This window comes from Tardiphaga sp. 813_E8_N1_3, from assembly GCF_051811025.1.
Classification (GTDB): Bacteria; Pseudomonadota; Alphaproteobacteria; order Rhizobiales; family Xanthobacteraceae; genus Tardiphaga.
Window position 1 is genome coordinate 5,535,501 of the sequence record NZ_JBPWQE010000001.1, and the last position, 14,948, is coordinate 5,550,448.

14 protein-coding genes are annotated in these 14,948 nt (G+C 62.8%); 4 read left to right on the forward strand and 10 right to left on the reverse strand.

All coding sequences use genetic code 11. The annotated features are described in order from the left end of the window. Positions 1 to 9: 9 nt before the first annotated feature. Both AB8A33_RS26170 and AB8A33_RS26175 read right to left on the reverse strand, forming a co-directional pair. A complete protein-coding gene (locus AB8A33_RS26170; RefSeq protein ID WP_439095456.1) occupies positions 10 to 723 on the reverse strand; it encodes an SIMPL domain-containing protein in 714 nt (237 codons plus the stop codon). Positions 724 to 790: 67 nt separating this feature from the next. Beyond that, positions 791 to 1,531 carry a GyrI-like domain-containing protein gene (locus tag AB8A33_RS26175; RefSeq protein ID WP_439095457.1) on the reverse strand — a complete coding sequence of 247 codons (741 nt, stop codon included), beginning with the start codon at positions 1,529 to 1,531 and terminating at the stop codon, positions 791 to 793. Positions 1,532 to 1,725: 194 nt separating this feature from the next. Here AB8A33_RS26175 and dapF point away from each other — a divergent pair, with 194 nt between their 5' ends. Together dapF and AB8A33_RS26185 are read left to right on the forward strand one after the other, a co-directional pair. Further along, positions 1,726 to 2,598, forward strand: coding sequence for a diaminopimelate epimerase (gene dapF, locus AB8A33_RS26180; protein WP_439095458.1), 873 nt, complete (start codon positions 1,726 to 1,728; stop codon positions 2,596 to 2,598). 129 nt (positions 2,599 to 2,727) lie between these two features. Then, the gene (locus AB8A33_RS26185; protein WP_439095459.1) at positions 2,728 to 3,420 is read left to right on the forward strand and encodes a hypothetical protein; all 693 of its coding nucleotides are present in this window, start codon (positions 2,728 to 2,730) and stop codon (positions 3,418 to 3,420) included. 45 nt (positions 3,421 to 3,465) lie between these two features. On the opposite strand, the gene AB8A33_RS26190 is transcribed toward AB8A33_RS26185, so the two are convergent. Continuing rightward, positions 3,466 to 4,221 carry an RluA family pseudouridine synthase gene (locus AB8A33_RS26190; protein ID WP_439095460.1) on the reverse strand — a complete coding sequence of 252 codons (756 nt, stop codon included), beginning with the start codon at positions 4,219 to 4,221 and terminating at the stop codon, positions 3,466 to 3,468. A 28-nt stretch (positions 4,222 to 4,249) separates the two neighbouring features. On the opposite strand from AB8A33_RS26190, the gene ftsY reads away from it, so the two are divergent. Together ftsY and AB8A33_RS26200 are read left to right on the forward strand one after the other, a co-directional pair. Beyond that, complete coding sequence (gene ftsY, locus AB8A33_RS26195; RefSeq protein WP_439095461.1) at positions 4,250 to 5,194, forward strand: signal recognition particle-docking protein FtsY; 945 nt, start codon at positions 4,250 to 4,252, stop codon at positions 5,192 to 5,194. 13 nt (positions 5,195 to 5,207) lie between these two features. After that, positions 5,208 to 5,807 carry a septation protein A gene (locus AB8A33_RS26200; RefSeq protein ID WP_439096065.1) on the forward strand — a complete coding sequence of 200 codons (600 nt, stop codon included), beginning with the start codon at positions 5,208 to 5,210 and terminating at the stop codon, positions 5,805 to 5,807. A gap of 74 nt (positions 5,808 to 5,881) precedes the next feature. Here AB8A33_RS26200 and AB8A33_RS26205 read toward each other — a convergent pair whose 3' ends face one another. The 7 genes from AB8A33_RS26205 to AB8A33_RS26235 form a co-directional block, all read right to left on the reverse strand. Further along, positions 5,882 to 6,637 carry a superoxide dismutase gene (locus AB8A33_RS26205; protein WP_439095462.1) on the reverse strand — a complete coding sequence of 252 codons (756 nt, stop codon included), beginning with the start codon at positions 6,635 to 6,637 and terminating at the stop codon, positions 5,882 to 5,884. Positions 6,638 to 6,896: 259 nt separating this feature from the next. Next, entirely contained in the window at positions 6,897 to 9,041 is a 2,145-nt protein-coding gene (gene pnp / locus AB8A33_RS26210; protein WP_439095463.1) for a polyribonucleotide nucleotidyltransferase, read from the reverse strand. 321 nt (positions 9,042 to 9,362) lie between these two features. Then, entirely contained in the window at positions 9,363 to 9,632 is a 270-nt protein-coding gene (rpsO, locus tag AB8A33_RS26215; protein ID WP_068734145.1) for a 30S ribosomal protein S15, read from the reverse strand. 2 nt (positions 9,633 to 9,634) lie between these two features. Next, positions 9,635 to 10,714 (reverse strand): tRNA pseudouridine(55) synthase TruB, encoded by a 1,080-nt coding sequence (truB, locus tag AB8A33_RS26220; RefSeq protein WP_439096066.1) that lies wholly within the window; start codon positions 10,712 to 10,714, stop codon positions 9,635 to 9,637. Between the two features lie 77 nt (positions 10,715 to 10,791). Continuing rightward, on the reverse strand, positions 10,792 to 11,208 hold the full coding sequence (gene rbfA / locus AB8A33_RS26225; RefSeq protein WP_068734171.1) for a 30S ribosome-binding factor RbfA: 417 nt from the start codon (positions 11,206 to 11,208) through the stop codon (positions 10,792 to 10,794). Positions 11,209 to 11,355: 147 nt separating this feature from the next. Beyond that, positions 11,356 to 14,139 (reverse strand): translation initiation factor IF-2, encoded by a 2,784-nt coding sequence (gene infB, locus AB8A33_RS26230; protein ID WP_439095464.1) that lies wholly within the window; start codon positions 14,137 to 14,139, stop codon positions 11,356 to 11,358. Positions 14,140 to 14,148: 9 nt separating this feature from the next. After that, entirely contained in the window at positions 14,149 to 14,937 is a 789-nt protein-coding gene (locus tag AB8A33_RS26235) for an RNA-binding protein (RefSeq protein ID WP_439095465.1), read from the reverse strand. Positions 14,938 to 14,948 lie beyond the last annotated feature (11 nt).

The following is a 14,948-nucleotide window of genomic DNA, read 5'->3' on the forward strand; positions in this document are numbered from 1 at the left end:
ACGCTGCCATCACTGCGCCGGCTTGATTTCCCAGCTCACGCTGACATTCACGCGCAGCACGTCCTCGCCTTGCGCCACCGGAGCCGATGCCACGTCGGCGCCCATCTTGCGCAACATCATCGGCGCCGGAGCGCTGCCGGAGTCCTCGGAGATACTGATCGGCGCGCCGAGCTTGACGCCGGCAGCCTTGGCGTAAATCTCCGCTTTGCGCCGCGCATCCGCGATCGCGTCGCTGCGCGCATCGTCGAGCAGTTGCGACGCCTTGGTCACCATGAAATTGATGCCGCCGACCTCATTGGCACCGGACGATACCAGCGCGTCGATCGTGCCGGCCACCTTGGTCACGTCGCGTACGCGGATGGTGACGCGGTTACTGGCGCGATAGCCCGAGATAACGTTGGGGCCAGGATTGGGATTGGGACGGGTCTGCTGCGCATATTGCGGAAACAACGACAACCGCGACGTCTGCATGTCCTTCTCGGCAATGCCGGCACTCTTCAGGGCCGCCAACACCTTGGCCATCGCGGCATTGTTGGCCTCGGCGGCCTCGCGTGCGGTCTTGGCGTCAGTCGTGACACCGCCGTCGACGACAGCGAGATCAGGCGGCACCGAGACGGTGCCTTCGCCGGAGACGGAAATCGTCGGCGGTGGATTGACCTGCGCGAGTGCAGGAGTGGCGATGAGCGCAATGCCGAAAACGGCCAGAGTCAGATGATTTTTCATGCCCGATCTCTCGCGACCGTCCAAGGCTTCTTTATGACCAGAGGCTTATGACAGAGCTACGGTTCGACTACTTGAGCGGCACATAGACATTGATGACCAGCTTGTCTTCCGCCGTCTTCAAGGGATCGGTCATGTATTCCTCGATGAAGGTGTCTTTCGCCTCTAGCTTCTTGTCATCGAGGTGATTGGTGATCGCCTCATAGGTGTTGTCCATATTGTCGTAGGAGCCGCGATGGACGAACTTCAGCGCCTTGCCGTCGGGTGACAGGCCCATCTTCATCGCCTTCGGCAGATTCTTCACCTCCTGATCGACCGGGATTTCCGCGAGAAAGGTGAAGCCGGTGTCATCGGTGGTCGTATAGACGATCATCGGATTGCCCGATGATTTGACACCCTGTTTGTCGAGCACGGTGGTGATCTGCTTGAACGCATCCATCAGCGTATCGAAGGCAGAATCCCAATTCGCCTTGCCGACGAACGTCACCATCTGCTTCGGCGACAGCGTGATTTCCTCGCCGAACGGATCGGCAACCTGGACCTGAGGCGCAGGTGGCGTTGCGGGGGCCTGCGCTGCAGCAGGCGGCGTTGCCGGCGCAGCGGGGGCCGGCGTCTCCGATGTGGCGGGAGCGGGAGTGGTAGGAGCCGCTGCCGCCGGAGCTGGTGTCGCCGGCGCGGGCGGGGTGGCCGGGGTGCTTGCCGCTGGCGGCGTGGCGGGTGGAGATTGCGCCCAGGCCGCGGCGTTCAGCGTCAGCGCGGCAGCCGGGATCAGCGCCGCAGTGGCGAGGCGGGACAGGCGAGAACGGGTCATTCGAAGGGTCTCCAGTGACATCCTGCAGCGCAGCGTCCGGCAACATGCGCGATACGGCACCATGGTAACACGCAGCTGCGGCTTTCGTCCCCTCCCCAAATTGCGCAGGGCCATTCAAAACAACCGACACAGAATAGCCGCACTGGTCAATCGGAGCGGCCTCGCCATATAAGGCAGGGATAACGGGACACGACATGAGCGCACTGGCCAACCATTCCTTCGCCAAGATGAACGGCATCGGCAACGAGATCGTCGTGATCGACCTGCGCGATACGGCCTCCGGTATCACGCCGGCCGAAGCCCGCGCCGTGGCCACTCCCGAAGGCGTGCCCTATGACCAGTTGATGGTGCTGCAGAAGCCCCGGCTGGCCGGCACCGACGCCTTCGTCTCGATCTACAACAATGACGGCTCTGAGGCGGGCGCCTGCGGCAACGGCATGCGCTGCGTGGCGCGTCAGACTTTTGCCGGCGGCGACAAGACCGCACTCACATTCGAGACCAAGGCCGGGCTGATCAATTGCTGGCAAGGCCCAGCGCCTGACCTTTACACGGTGGACATGGGCACGCCGAAGTTCGGCTGGCAGGACATTCCGCTGGCCGAGGAATTCCGCGACACCCGCGGCATTGAGCTGCAGATCGGCCCGATTGACGCCCCGATCCTGCACACGCCGTCAGTGGTGAGCATGGGCAACCCGCATGCGATTTTCTGGGTCGACGACATCCAGGCCTATGACCTCGAGAAGTTCGGACCATTGCTGGAAAACCACCCCATTTTCCCGGATCGCGCCAATATCACGCTAGCCCATATCATCGATCGCGATCACATCGTGATGCGCACCTGGGAGCGCGGCGTCGGCCTAACCAAGGCCTGTGGCTCCGCAGCTTGCGCAACCGCTGTTGCCGCCGCTCGCCTGCGCCGGACCAACCGCACCGTGCATATGACGCTGCCCGGCGGAGAACTCACCATCGAATGGCGCGACAGCGACGACCACGTGCTGATGACGGGGCCGGCCGCGTTTGAATATGAGGGCACGTTCGATCCGAAGCTGTTCGCTTCGGTCGCCTGAAGCAAGCCCCGCGCGCGGCCGAACTGATCCTCAGTTAGGCACCATCGCCGACAATCCATTTTGTATCGGCATGCCCTTTTATTCAACTTTTAGTTGCGATATACCGATCCAACGCGTGGGGAGGTGGACATGCCGTCAATCGTTCGCGTCAATTTCGCGGACCACAGCAGTAGCGAGCCAGGCACGGCGGCAGCATCGGCCGCCGCGGGCGGCATGCCGACTTACGAACTCAAGTTTCTCAATAACAGTGGTTCGAGACAGACATTCGTCTGCTTCCAGTCCAGCCAGAACCCGCCTTCCGGGCCTGTCCCGGCCTGGTTCGCCATGCGGGTCGGCCCGAGGACGCAACTGCTCTTTTCCTGGCAACCGACTTATGACTTCGCCTGGATGGAGAGCGGCAAGCTCGCGCCGGGCATCACCTTCGCTGCGGTCGAGATCTTGCCCGCGGCGCTGCCGGCCAGCAGCCTCGTGACATTGACCTATGGCAGCGGAGCCTTTGGCTTCATCGACCAGCGGCAGGGGCGAAGCGACTCCCTGATGATCACATGCGACGGGACGATCCCGATGGACACGGCAAGCGTCGGCATCGGCATGGCCGGATCAGCAACCGAGGTGATGCAGGCCGCGCCAAACATAGCATTCACCTTCACGTCGACGGCGAGATACTGGATGACGTTCGCTGATGTCGTGCAGGGCGAAATCTTCGATCCGTCCAAGCTGGCGGTCGTCGTGCCATTGGTTTTCGAACCGAACCTGTGTGCACTCACCGTCACATTGAACCCCGATGGCACGGTGACAGTTCAGGACGGCGCTACCGCGTGAGCATAGTCCATCAAAGCGCGGCTGATGCAGCGCTATTCCGGTGCGTCATTCCCCGTTCCAGCCGCACGCCTTGAGCCGCTCGTGCAGATGCGGCGGAGCCGGTGCGACGACGTGGATCGGGTCCTTGTTGCGCGAGATCGGAATCACGATCTCGCGGGCATGCAGATGCAGTGTCGGCTCACCGAATCTTGGCCCGTTGCCGTAGATATTGTCGCCGACAATCGGAAATCCCGATGACGCGCAATGCACGCGGAGCTGATGCGTGCGACCCGTCACCGGCTCCAGCGCCAGCCAGCTCATGCCACCGCCGCGGCCGAGCACGGTGAAGTTCGAGACAGCCTTCAGCCCCTCCGGATCCGGCTTCATCCACCAGCCCCGGTCGGCATTGAGCCGCCCGAGCGGCATGTCGATCACGCCCGACTCCTCGGCAGGCCCGCCCTCGACCACCGCCCAATAGGTTTTCCGTATACGGCTGTGCTTGAACAGCAGGCCAAGCGACGCCGTGGCCTTGCGGTGCCGGCCGAGCACCAGGCAGCCCGACGTATCGCGATCCAGACGATGCGCCAGAACAGGCGCGCGCGGCAGGCCATAGCGCAGGAACTCGAACGAGGTTTCCAGATTGGCGCCGCCCTTGGGGCCGCGATGCACCGGCAGGCCGGCCGGCTTGTCGATCACCAGCATCAAGCCGTCACGATGCAACACCCGCGCCAGAATCTCGGCCGCGGTCAATTCGACTGCGTCGGTGCGGGGTTCCAGCCGGGGCTCGGCCTCCGACCTGATATCTTCGTCACTTTCGTTCATGGCGCGAAACGGCTAACACACCCCCGACATGAGCGACACTCCCGAAACGCCAAAACTGAGCTGGTGGCGACGGCTCTCCGGCGGGCTGAAGCGCACCTCGAGCGCCCTTGGCACCGCGGTCGCAGACCTCGTGACCAAGCGCAAGCTCGACCGCGCCATGCTCGAGGACATCGAGGACGTGCTGCTGCGGGCCGATCTGGGTACCGAAGTGGCGGCGCGGATTTCCGCTGCGGTCGGCCATGGCCGCTATGACAAGGCGATCTCAGCGGACGAGGTCAAAACTGTCGTGGCCACCGAAGTCGAGAAGGTGCTCTCAGCCGTGGCCAAGCCGCTGGTGATCGATACCAGCCACAAGCCGTTCGTCATCCTCGTGGTCGGCGTCAACGGTTCCGGCAAGACCACCACCATCGGCAAGCTGGCGTCCACCTTCTCTGCCGAAGGCCGCAAGGTGATGCTCGCCGCCGGCGACACGTTTCGCGCGGCGGCCATCGAGCAGCTGAAAGTCTGGGGCGAACGCAACAAGGTGCCCGTCATCGCCGGCGCGCAGGGTTCGGATTCCGCGAGCCTCGCTTTCACCGCCGTCACGGCAGCCCGCGACGACAATCGCGACGTCCTGCTGATCGACACTGCCGGCCGGCTGCAAAATAAGACCGAGCTGATGGTCGAGCTTGAGAAGGTCGTGCGCGTGATCAAGAAGGTCGATGCCTCGGCGCCCCATGCGGTGCTGCTGGTGCTTGATGCCACAGTGGGACAAAACGCGCTGTCGCAAGTCGACGCATTTCATCGTACGGCTGGTGTCACTGGCCTTGTGATGACTAAGCTCGACGGCACGGCGCGCGGCGGCATCCTCGTGGCCCTGTCCGAGAAATACAAATTGCCGGTGCATTTCATCGGCGTCGGTGAAGGCATCGACGATCTCGCGCCCTTCACCGCCAAGGATTTCGCGCAGGCGATTGCAGGAATTGAAAGCTGACATGACCGACGTGATCGACAAGAAGCAACCGCATCCGTTGCTCAAGCTCGCCACCGAGCTCGGCCCGCTGATCGTGTTCTTCGTCGCCAATGCCAAGTTCAACCTGTTCGTTGCCACCGGCGCCTTCATGGTGGCCATCGTCGCGGCGATGATCACGTCCTATGTCGTGGTCAGGCACGTGCCGATCATGGCGCTTGTCACCGCCGTCATCGTGCTGGTGTTCGGCACGCTGACGCTGGTGCTGCATGACGAGACCTTCATCAAGGTCAAGCCGACTATCATCTATGGCCTGTTCGCAGCGATCCTCGGCGGCGGCCTGTTGTTCGGCCGCTCCTTCATCGCCATTATGTTCGACCAGATGTTCAATCTCACGCATGAAGGCTGGCGCGCGCTGACGAAGCGTTGGGCGCTGTTCTTCTTCGCCATGGCGCTTCTGAACGAAGCGATCTGGCGCACCCAGAGCACCGATTTCTGGGTGGCCTTCAAGGCGTTCGGTGTCATCCCGCTGACCATGGCCTTCGCGGTAGCGCAAATGCCGCTGATCAAGCGCTACAGCATCGAGCCGGCTACGCTCGCGGAGAGCGCCGCTGATGAAGGCGATGTGAGGAAGTAACTTGAGCTGTCATTCCGAAGCGATCGCGCATCTTGCGCGAGCGAACCCGGAATGACGATCATGGGACAGCTCAATCAAACCGCCAGCGTGCCGGCCTTTGCCGCCGCATAGCGCTCGCCGACCTTGGTCCAGTTGACCGTATTCCACCACGCCTTGAGATAATCAGCGCGACGGTTCTGGTAGGTCAGATAATAAGCGTGCTCCCAGACGTCGTTGCCCATCAGCGCGCGCTTGCCGTCCATGATCGGGTTGTCCTGATTCGGACGCGTCTCGATCGACAGCTTGCCGTCCTTGTCGACGATCACGAACACCCAGCCAGAGCCGAACTGACGGCCGCCGGCCGCATTGAAATCGGTCTGGAATTTCTCGAGGCCGCCGAGGTCGCGATCGATCGCCGCGAGCACATCGCCTTCCGGCTTGCCGCCGTTCGGGCCCATGATCTGCCAGAACATGGTGTGGTTGGCATGGCCGCCGAGATTGTTGCGCACGCCGGTGCGGATCGCGTCAGGCACGCTGTTGAGATTGCCGAGCACCTCGACCAACGGCTTCTCGCCGATCACCGGGGTGTCCTTGGCAAAATTGTTCATGTTGGCAACATAGGCGGCGTGATGCTTATCGTGATGGATCTCCATCGTCTTGGCATCGATATGCGGTTCAAACGCCGTGACCGGATAGGTCAGCGGCGGCAGAATGAACGGCGCGTTACCAGCGGCGGGCGTCGCGGGTGCGGCAGCCTGGGCAAAAGCAAGACGGGGCGCGACGGCCGCGGCAGCGATGCCGGTCGCAGCGAGCATGAGATGGCGTCGGGACATCGATGCGGAGGTCGTCATGGGGCTTCTCCCTGAGGAATTTGCGGGTTCGTCGGACAGATACGCAACGCATCACTGCCAGTTTCATATGCGGGCATTGTGACGCAGCGGGACATAGCACATCACGTGTCGGAGAGACGTGTTCCTCTTTTCCCTCCCCCAAGCGTAACAAAGCCACGCGCAGCGGGGAGGATATTTCGGCGTCTCGGAGAACATCGCCACAAACAAAAAGGGCGACCTTTCGGCCGCCCTTTTGCAACTCATCTCGCGTGAGCGAAGATTACTCGGCTGCCGGAGCAGCTTCGGCCTTCTGCTTGGCTTCGAGGTCTTCGCCGGTCTCCTGATCGACTGCCTTCATCGACAAACGCGTCTTGCCGCGATCGTCGAAGCCGAGCAGCTTGACCTTGACCTTGTCGCCTTCCTTGACGACGTCGGAGGTCTTCTGCACGCGGCCGCCAGCGAGCTGGCTGATATGAACCAGACCATCCTTGGCGCCGAAGAAGTTCACGAACGCACCGAACTCCATGACCTTGACCACGGTGCCTTCGTAGATCGCGTTGAGCTCCGGATCCGAAGCGATCGACTTAATCCACTTGATCGCAGCCTTGATCGACTCACCATCGGATGAGGCCACCTTCACGGTGCCGTCGTCTTCGATGTTGACCTTGGCGCCGGTCTTTTCGACGATTTCGCGGATCACCTTGCCGCCGGTGCCGATCACTTCACGGATCTTGTCGGTGGCGATCTTGAAGGTCTCGATGCGCGGCGCGTATTCGCCGAGCTCGGCGCGGGCGTTGTTGAGCGCCTTCGACATCTCACCGAGAATGTGAATGCGGCCTTCCTTGGCCTGGCCCAGAGCGACCTTCATGATCTCTTCGGTGATACCGGCGATCTTGATGTCCATCTGCAGCGAGGTGATGCCGGTATCGGTACCAGCCACCTTGAAGTCCATGTCGCCGAGGTGATCTTCATCACCCAGGATGTCCGACAGAACTGCGTAGCGTGAGCCTTCGAGGATGAGGCCCATGGCGATACCCGCCGTCGGACGCTTCATCGGAACGCCCGCATCCATCAGCGCCAGCGAAGCACCGCAGACCGACGCCATCGACGACGAACCGTTGGACTCGGTGATTTCCGACACCACACGCACGGTGTACGGGAATTCGTGGTGACCCGGCAGAACCGGATGGATCGCGCGCCAGGCGAGCTTGCCGTGGCCGATTTCGCGACGCTTGGTGCCGCCCATACGACCGGTCTCGCCAACCGAGTAGGGAGGGAAGTTGTAGTGCAGCAGGAACGTCTCTTTATACGTTCCCGACAGCGAGTCGATGTACTGCTCGTCTTCACCGGTGCCGAGCGTGGTCACGACCAGCGCCTGGGTTTCACCGCGGGTGAACAGCGCCGAGCCGTGGGCACGCGGCAGCACGCCAACTTCAGCGACGATCGGACGAACGGTGGTCAGGTCGCGGCCGTCGATGCGCTTCTTGGTGTCGAGGATGTTCCAGCGAACGATCTTCGATTCCAGTTCCTTGAACACGCCGGCGATGCGGAGCTTGTCGTATTTCGGCTCCTGACCTTCCGGGAAGTAGTGTGCCATCGCCTTCGCCTTGACGGCACCGACGGCGGCGTAGCGGTCCTGCTTCACGGGGATCGCGTAAGCAGCGCGCAGCTCGGTTTCGACGAGACCGAGCATTTCCTTCTCGATTTCGCTGTCATCGATGGTCTTGACCTCGCGCGGCTCCTTCGCGGCCTTCTCGGCGAGCTCGATGATCGCCTTGATGACCGGCTGGAAGTGGCGGTGACCGAACATCACGGCGCCGAGCATCACGTCTTCGTTGAGCTCCTTGGCTTCCGATTCCACCATCAGCACGGCATCGCCAGTGCCGGCGACGACGAGGTCGAGATTGGTGTCGGCCATCTCGTCGAGGGTCGGGTTGAGGACGTATTCATCGTTGATGAAGCCGACGCGGGCCGCACCGATTGGGCCCTGGAACGGGGCGCCGGAAATCGTCAGGGCAGCCGAGGTGGCGACCAGCGCGAGAATGTCCGGATCGTTTTCCATGTCGTGCGACAGCACAGTAACGACGATCTGGGTTTCGTTACGCCAGCCATCGACGAACAGCGGGCGGATCGGACGATCGATCAGGCGGGAGACCAGCGTCTCCTTCTCGGTCGGACGACCTTCGCGCTTGAAGTAGCCGCCGGGAATGCGGCCGGCTGCGTAGGTCTTCTCGATGTAATCGACGGTCAACGGCAGGAAGTCGATGCCATCCTTGGCAGTCTTCGCAGCGACGACGGTGGCGATAACGACGGTCTCGCCATAGGTGGCGATGACGGCGCCGTCAGCCTGACGGGCAACCTTGCCGGTTTCCAGCTTGAGCGGACGACCGCCCCAATCGATCTCGACGGAGTGAACATTAAACATCGTGGTTTTCTTTCATGGGTTCACGGAGGACGTGACGGCCAAAAACACTGAAGTCCAAAACACAAAAGCCATGCGCAAGACGGCAAGAGGCTGACCGCGTTACAGCGAAATCAGCGTCCGGCGATCCTGCCATGGCTCTGGTATTCTGAATGGCGTCCATCCTTCCGATGGTCGCGGGGATCTTTGGAGGATCGCGCCGCGCGACGGGCACCTTGCCCGTCATCGTCCAGTTGCCGGATTGCTTCTGAACGTTATCGCGGAAGCCGCACATGGCTTCCGCTACAAAAAACGCGCGCAAGAGGCTTGCGCGCGTGATTTCGCTTAGCGGCGAATGTTGTGCTTCTCAAGCAGCGCCTTGTAGCGCGCCTCGTCCTTGCGCTTGATGTAGTCAAGCAGCGAACGACGCGTGGACACGAGCTTCAGGAGACCACGACGGGAATGGTTGTCCTTGGTGTGGGTCTTGAAGTGTCCGGTCAGGTTGGCAATGCGCTCGGAGAGGATCGCAACCTGGACTTCCGGCGAACCAGTGTCGCCGGTCTTGTTAGCATTGGTCTTGATGACTTCCGCTTTGCGTTCTGCGGTAATCGACATCGTCAGTTACTTTCTTTGCGGGCCGAACTGGCGGTCAGTCCGGTCAGGTTAAACACGCGCTTGGGGATGAGTTCGCCATTGCCAACTTCAGCGAGGGCCAATAATCGCCCTGCCACCGTGACATAAACTGTGCCGCTACAATCGGGCGCATCCCGTCCGCGCAACAAAACGGCCTGGCCCCGATGGAGCCTTGCCGCATCCGCCCGTGTGACGGCCAGTGCCGGGATGTCGTCCAGCGCGGTCTCAACGGGCAGTAGCGCGTCGGCGAGGCTACCCTCGCCAGACGCGGCTCTATCGCACAAAGCCTCCAACTGTTCCAGCGGAATCATGTCGGCTTCGGCGAAAGGTCCGACCAGGGTACGCCGGAGCGCACTGATATGGCCGTAGCAGCCGAGTAAACGGCCGATATCGCGGGCCAGCGCGCGCACATAAGTGCCCTTGCCGCACTCGGCCTCGAACACGGCATGGTCACTATCTGGCTGTTCTGTCAGAACTAATTCGTGAATCACGACCGGTCGGGGAACCAACGGCACCACCTCGCCGTCGCGGGCGAGGTCATAGGCGCGCTCGCCCTGAATCTTGATCGCCGAGTATTGCGGCGGGGTCTGTTCGATATTGCCGGTAAATTGCGGCAGCAGCGCCCGGATCTGGTCGGCCGTTGGCCTATTCGGGCTGGTGAAGGTCGCGCGGCCCTCGGTGTCGTCGGTATCGCGTTCCTCGCCCCAGGCGACCGTGAAGCGATAGCGCTTGCGGCCGTCCATCACGAACGGAACAGTCTTGGTGGCTTCGCCGAGCGCGATCGGCAGACCGCCGGACGCCAGCGGATCGAGGGTACCGGCATGGCCGGCGCGCTTGGCCTGGAACAAGCGCTTGGCGATCGCGACCGCCTGTGTCGAGGTCATGCCGATCGGCTTGTCGAGGATCACCCAGCCATGAACGTCGCGCTTGTCGCGCCGGACCTGGCCCTGCTGACGCTGCTTGCCGCCCTGATGGCGGGGATCGTTATTGCCGCGATGGCCCTGATGCTGACGCTGGTCATTGCCGCCGCGGTCACCTTGCTGACCGTGGTCGCCGTGCTGCACAGCCGGAGACAGGGTGGACTCGCCATTGCCCGTTTCATCGAGGCGTGAATCGAGGGCGGCGGCTGGGGTCGTCACAGTCATTCGTTTTCGTCCGAGTCTGGTTTGAGGTCGCGCGCAACGGCAGGCGTGCGCAAAAGTTTGTCGATGCGCTCGGCTTCGTCGAAGCGCTCATCTATGCGGAAGCGAAGATCGGGGGCGTATTTGAGGTTCACGCGATACGCGACCTCGGTTCGCAGGAAGCTCTTGTTCGCCGCGAGCGCCTTCAGCACCGGTTCGGTGTTCTGGCCGCCGAGCGGCATCACATAGACAGTGGCGAGCTTGAGATCGGGCGACATCTTCACCTCGGGCACGGTGATGATGGTGGTCTGCAGAACGGGATCGTGGACCCCACCTTGGGACAGGATATCGGCAATCGCGTGGCGCATCAGCTCGCCAACGCGCAATTGACGCTGCGAGCCGCCCGGCGCCGCGGACTTCTGGTGATGCTTGGGCATCGGTTTCCCTACGAAAACAACATACGTCATGGCCGGAATTGTTCCGGCCATTCACGTTTTCAACGACTGAAATTCAAAGACGTGGATGCCCGGCAATACGCCGGGCATGACATCTCGTTAAATCCGGTCTCTCTGTAAGATTTGGACTTACAGGGAGCGCTGGATGGTCTCTACGCGGTAACACTCGATCACGTCGCCGGCGCGCATATCGCCGTAGTTCTCGAACGCCATGCCGCATTCCTGGCCTGACGCCACTTCCTTCACTTCGTCCTTGAAGCGCTTCAGTGTCGACAGCTTGCCTTCGTGCACCACGACGTTGTCGCGGATCAGGCGCACATTCGCGCCGCGTTCCACGGTTCCGTCGGTGACGCGGCAACCCGCAACCTTGCCGACCTTCGAGATGTTGAACACTTCGAGGATCTGCGCATTGCCCAGCATGGTTTCGCGCAGCGTGGGCGCGAGCAGACCGGACATGGCTTTCTTCACGTCATCCACGAGGTCGTAGATGATGTTGTAGTAGCGGATTTCGATGCCGTTGCGCTTGGCAGCAGCGGCGGCTTCCTTGTTGGCTCGAACCGAGAAGCCGATGATGGCGGCGTTGAAGCCTTCCGCCAGCGTGACGTCCGATTCCGAGATGCCGCCGACGCCCGCATGCAGGATGCGTGCAGCGACTTCGTCGGTGCCGAGCTTCTCGAGCGAGCCGAGAATGGCTTCGAGCGAACCCTGCACGTCGGCCTTGATGATCAGCGGGAAGTCCTTGCGACCCGAGGTCTTCAGCTGGCTCATCATCTGCTCGAGCGAGCCGCGCATGCCGTTGGTAGAGGCTGCGGACTTCTCGCGCTTCTGATGCGCACGGTAGCCGGTGATTTCACGGGCGCGGGCTTCGTTCTCGACCACGGCCATACGATCGCCGGCTTCCGGCGGGCCGTTGAAACCGAGCACTTCGACCGGCACCGACGGACCTGCCGCGGTCAGCGTCTCGCCCTGATCGGAGATCAGCGCGCGGACACGGCCCATTTCTGCACCGGCCACGATGATATCGCCAACCTTCAGGGTGCCGCGCTGAACCAGCACGGTCGCCACCGGACCACGACCACGATCGAGCTTGGCTTCGATCACGGTACCTTCCGCCGGACGCTCCGAATTGGTCTTCAGGTCGAGAATATCGGCCTGCAGCGCGATCATTTCCAAGAGCTTGTCGAGGTTGGTCTTGTTCTTCGCCGACACTTCGACGTCGACCACGTCGCCGCCGAAGGATTCGACCTGCACGTCATGCTGCAGCAGTTCGGTGCGCACGCGCTCCGCCTTGGCGTCGGGCTTGTCGATCTTGTTGATCGCCACGATCATCGGCACGCCGGCTGCCTTGGCGTGGTTGATGGCTTCGATGGTTTGCGGCATGACGCCGTCATCGGCCGCCACCACAAGGATGACGATATCCGTGACCTTGGCGCCGCGGGCGCGCATCGCGGTGAACGCAGCGTGGCCTGGCGTATCGATGAAGGTGATCTTCTTTCCGCTCTCGGGCGACGTGACCTGATAAGCGCCGATATGCTGGGTAATGCCGCCAGCTTCGCCGGACACCACATTGGCATGGCGCAGCGCGTCGAGCAGCGAGGTCTTGCCGTGGTCGACGTGGCCCATGACGGTCACAACCGGCGAACGCGGTTCGGTATCGGTGGAATTGTCGACGACGTCGAACAGACCTTCTTCAACGTCCGACTCGGCAACGCGCTTGACGGTGTGGCCCATTTCTTCGGCCACCAGCTGCGCGGTGTCGGCGTCGATGACGTCGTTGATCTTGTGGATCGCGCCCTGCTTCATCAGCAGGCGGATAACGTCCACGGCGCGCTCGGCCATACGGTTGGCGAGTTCCTGAATCGTGATCGCTTCCGGGATCGTGACTTCACGAACCAGCTTTTCCTTCGGCTCGTTCGACTGATGCCCCTTCAGACGCTGGGTGCGGCGACGGAACGAGGCGATCGAACGCTCGCGCACGTCGCCGGCCGACAGCGCGGTGACGACGGTGAGACGGCCGCGCTCCTTCTGCGGACCGGGCTTGGCAGTGGGCTTCGGCGCGATCACGGGGCGCGCGGCGCCGCCGGGACCACGGCGAATGACGCGTGGACCTTCATCTTCGTCGGTGCCGTCGGCAGCGACGCCGGGCGCACGCGCAGGCGTAGTTGAGGTGGCGCCGGGACGGGCCGTCGTCGTGGTCGGCTTGGCAGCTTTCGCATCGGCTTCAGCCTGACGGCGCTTGGCCTCGACTTCAGCGCGGCGCTTGGTTTCTTCTTCCTGGCGGTGACGCTCTTCCTCGGCCTTGCGACGGGCTTCGGCAGCTTCACGCTCTTCCTGTTCCTTGAATTCCTTGGTGTTGCGGCGGGCTGCCTCGATCTCGGCGAGGCGGCGCTCTTCCTGCTCGCGCACGCGGGCATCGGCCAGCGCGCTGGCGCGGGCATTGCGCTCTTCCTCGGTCAGGGTGCGCAGCACGACGCCCGAACCCGAACGGGCCGGAGGCTGCGGGCGCTGCGGCGCGCGCGACGGCGGCGCTGCGGGAGGCGGAGCGGAGCTGCGGCCTGCGGGAGAAGGTGCAGCAGTGCGGGAAGCCGGTGCGGCCGGCGCAGGCGCAGCAGCGCGCGCAACCGGCGCCGCGGGCGCAGCAGTTGCAGCGGGAGCAGCCGGCGCAGCAGCAACGGGAGCTGGTGCAGCAGTCTCGACAGGTGCGGGAGCAGCAGCTGCTGGCGCCGCGGCGGGCGCAGCCGCGGGCGCATCGCCGGGCATGCGGCGCTTGCCGCGCTTCTCGACCACCACCTGCTTGGTGCGGCCATGGCTGAAGCTCTGGCGCACAGTGCCCTGCTCGACGCGCGGCTTGAGCGTCAAGGTCTTGCTGGGAACGCTCAGAGTCTTGTCACCAGGCGTTTTCGTATCAACCATTCAGCAGTCCTAATCTTGTTGCGTTGTGCGCGGTCGCACAGTCGTCGAAGTTTCGATCAGCGAGATCGTTGGCGTCAGCGGCTCCGTCTCCGGCGCAGCAGTTGTCAGCGAAGCTTTGGCGCTTGCGTTGATGTCGTCGTCAGCCAGCCGGTATTGGACCAGAGTCTGGCTGCGCGACAGGAACGTTTTGCCCGCCGGGCCCGTAAGCACGGCAGCATGTATCACATTTGACCGCCCCAATGCCAAATCCAATTCATCGGAGCTTAAAACCGTAATGATCGGCAATTTCGGCGCGTCGTCGCCGGATTCCGCGTCAAATTCCACGCGTTGCCGGGCGATGCCGTCCAGTTTGCGGATTCCATCGGGTGCGCCGTTGGAAGCGTGGAGAAGAACACCGACCGTTCCGCGGCGCAGGGCGTCCTCAACCTTGGTAAAGCCGGAAACCACCTGACCGGCCTTGGCGGTCATGGCCAGCGCCTCGATGACGCCGCGCACCATGAGCTTGTCGGTGTCGTCGGCCAGGGTCGGCGACGCCTTGACCGCTTTCTTGAAGCCCTTGGCAAAAAGATTGCGCTTGGCCGCCTCGGCCACCGCCTTGCGGGAGGCCGTGACCCAGAGGCCGCGGCCTGGAAGCTTGCGCTTCAGGTCCGGAATCGCCTCGCCCGTGGGCGCGACAACGAACCGGATCAGATCATCGATCGGGCGCACGCTCCGCGTGACCACACACATCCGCATCGTCCCGGGCTTGGTGCTCCGGGGGCCGTTGTCCAGATCTGCTTGGTCAGCAATGGCGAGCATACGCGTGGCAT

Coding starts and splice junctions, on each gene's coding strand:
- AB8A33_RS26235 (WP_439095465.1), bottom strand. CDS start 14,937: ATGCTCGCCATTGCTGACCAAGCAGATCTGGACAACGGCCCCCGGAGC.
- AB8A33_RS26205 (WP_439095462.1), bottom strand. CDS start 6,637: ATGACGACCTCCGCATCGATGTCCCGACGCCATCTCATGCTCGCTGCG.
- AB8A33_RS26190 (WP_439095460.1), bottom strand. CDS start 4,221: ATGAACGAAAGTGACGAAGATATCAGGTCGGAGGCCGAGCCCCGGCTG.
- rpsO (WP_068734145.1), bottom strand. CDS start 9,632: ATGTCGATTACCGCAGAACGCAAAGCGGAAGTCATCAAGACCAATGCT.
- AB8A33_RS26170 (WP_439095456.1), bottom strand. CDS start 723: ATGAAAAATCATCTGACTCTGGCCGTTTTCGGCATTGCGCTCATCGCC.
- rbfA (WP_068734171.1), bottom strand. CDS start 11,208: ATGCCCAAGCATCACCAGAAGTCCGCGGCGCCGGGCGGCTCGCAGCGT.
- AB8A33_RS26175 (WP_439095457.1), bottom strand. CDS start 1,531: ATGACCCGTTCTCGCCTGTCCCGCCTCGCCACTGCGGCGCTGATCCCG.
- ftsY (WP_439095461.1), top strand. CDS start 4,250: ATGAGCGACACTCCCGAAACGCCAAAACTGAGCTGGTGGCGACGGCTC.
- AB8A33_RS26185 (WP_439095459.1), top strand. CDS start 2,728: ATGCCGTCAATCGTTCGCGTCAATTTCGCGGACCACAGCAGTAGCGAG.
- pnp (WP_439095463.1), bottom strand. CDS start 9,041: ATGTTTAATGTTCACTCCGTCGAGATCGATTGGGGCGGTCGTCCGCTC.
- infB (WP_439095464.1), bottom strand. CDS start 14,139: ATGGTTGATACGAAAACGCCTGGTGACAAGACTCTGAGCGTTCCCAGC.
- dapF (WP_439095458.1), top strand. CDS start 1,726: ATGAGCGCACTGGCCAACCATTCCTTCGCCAAGATGAACGGCATCGGC.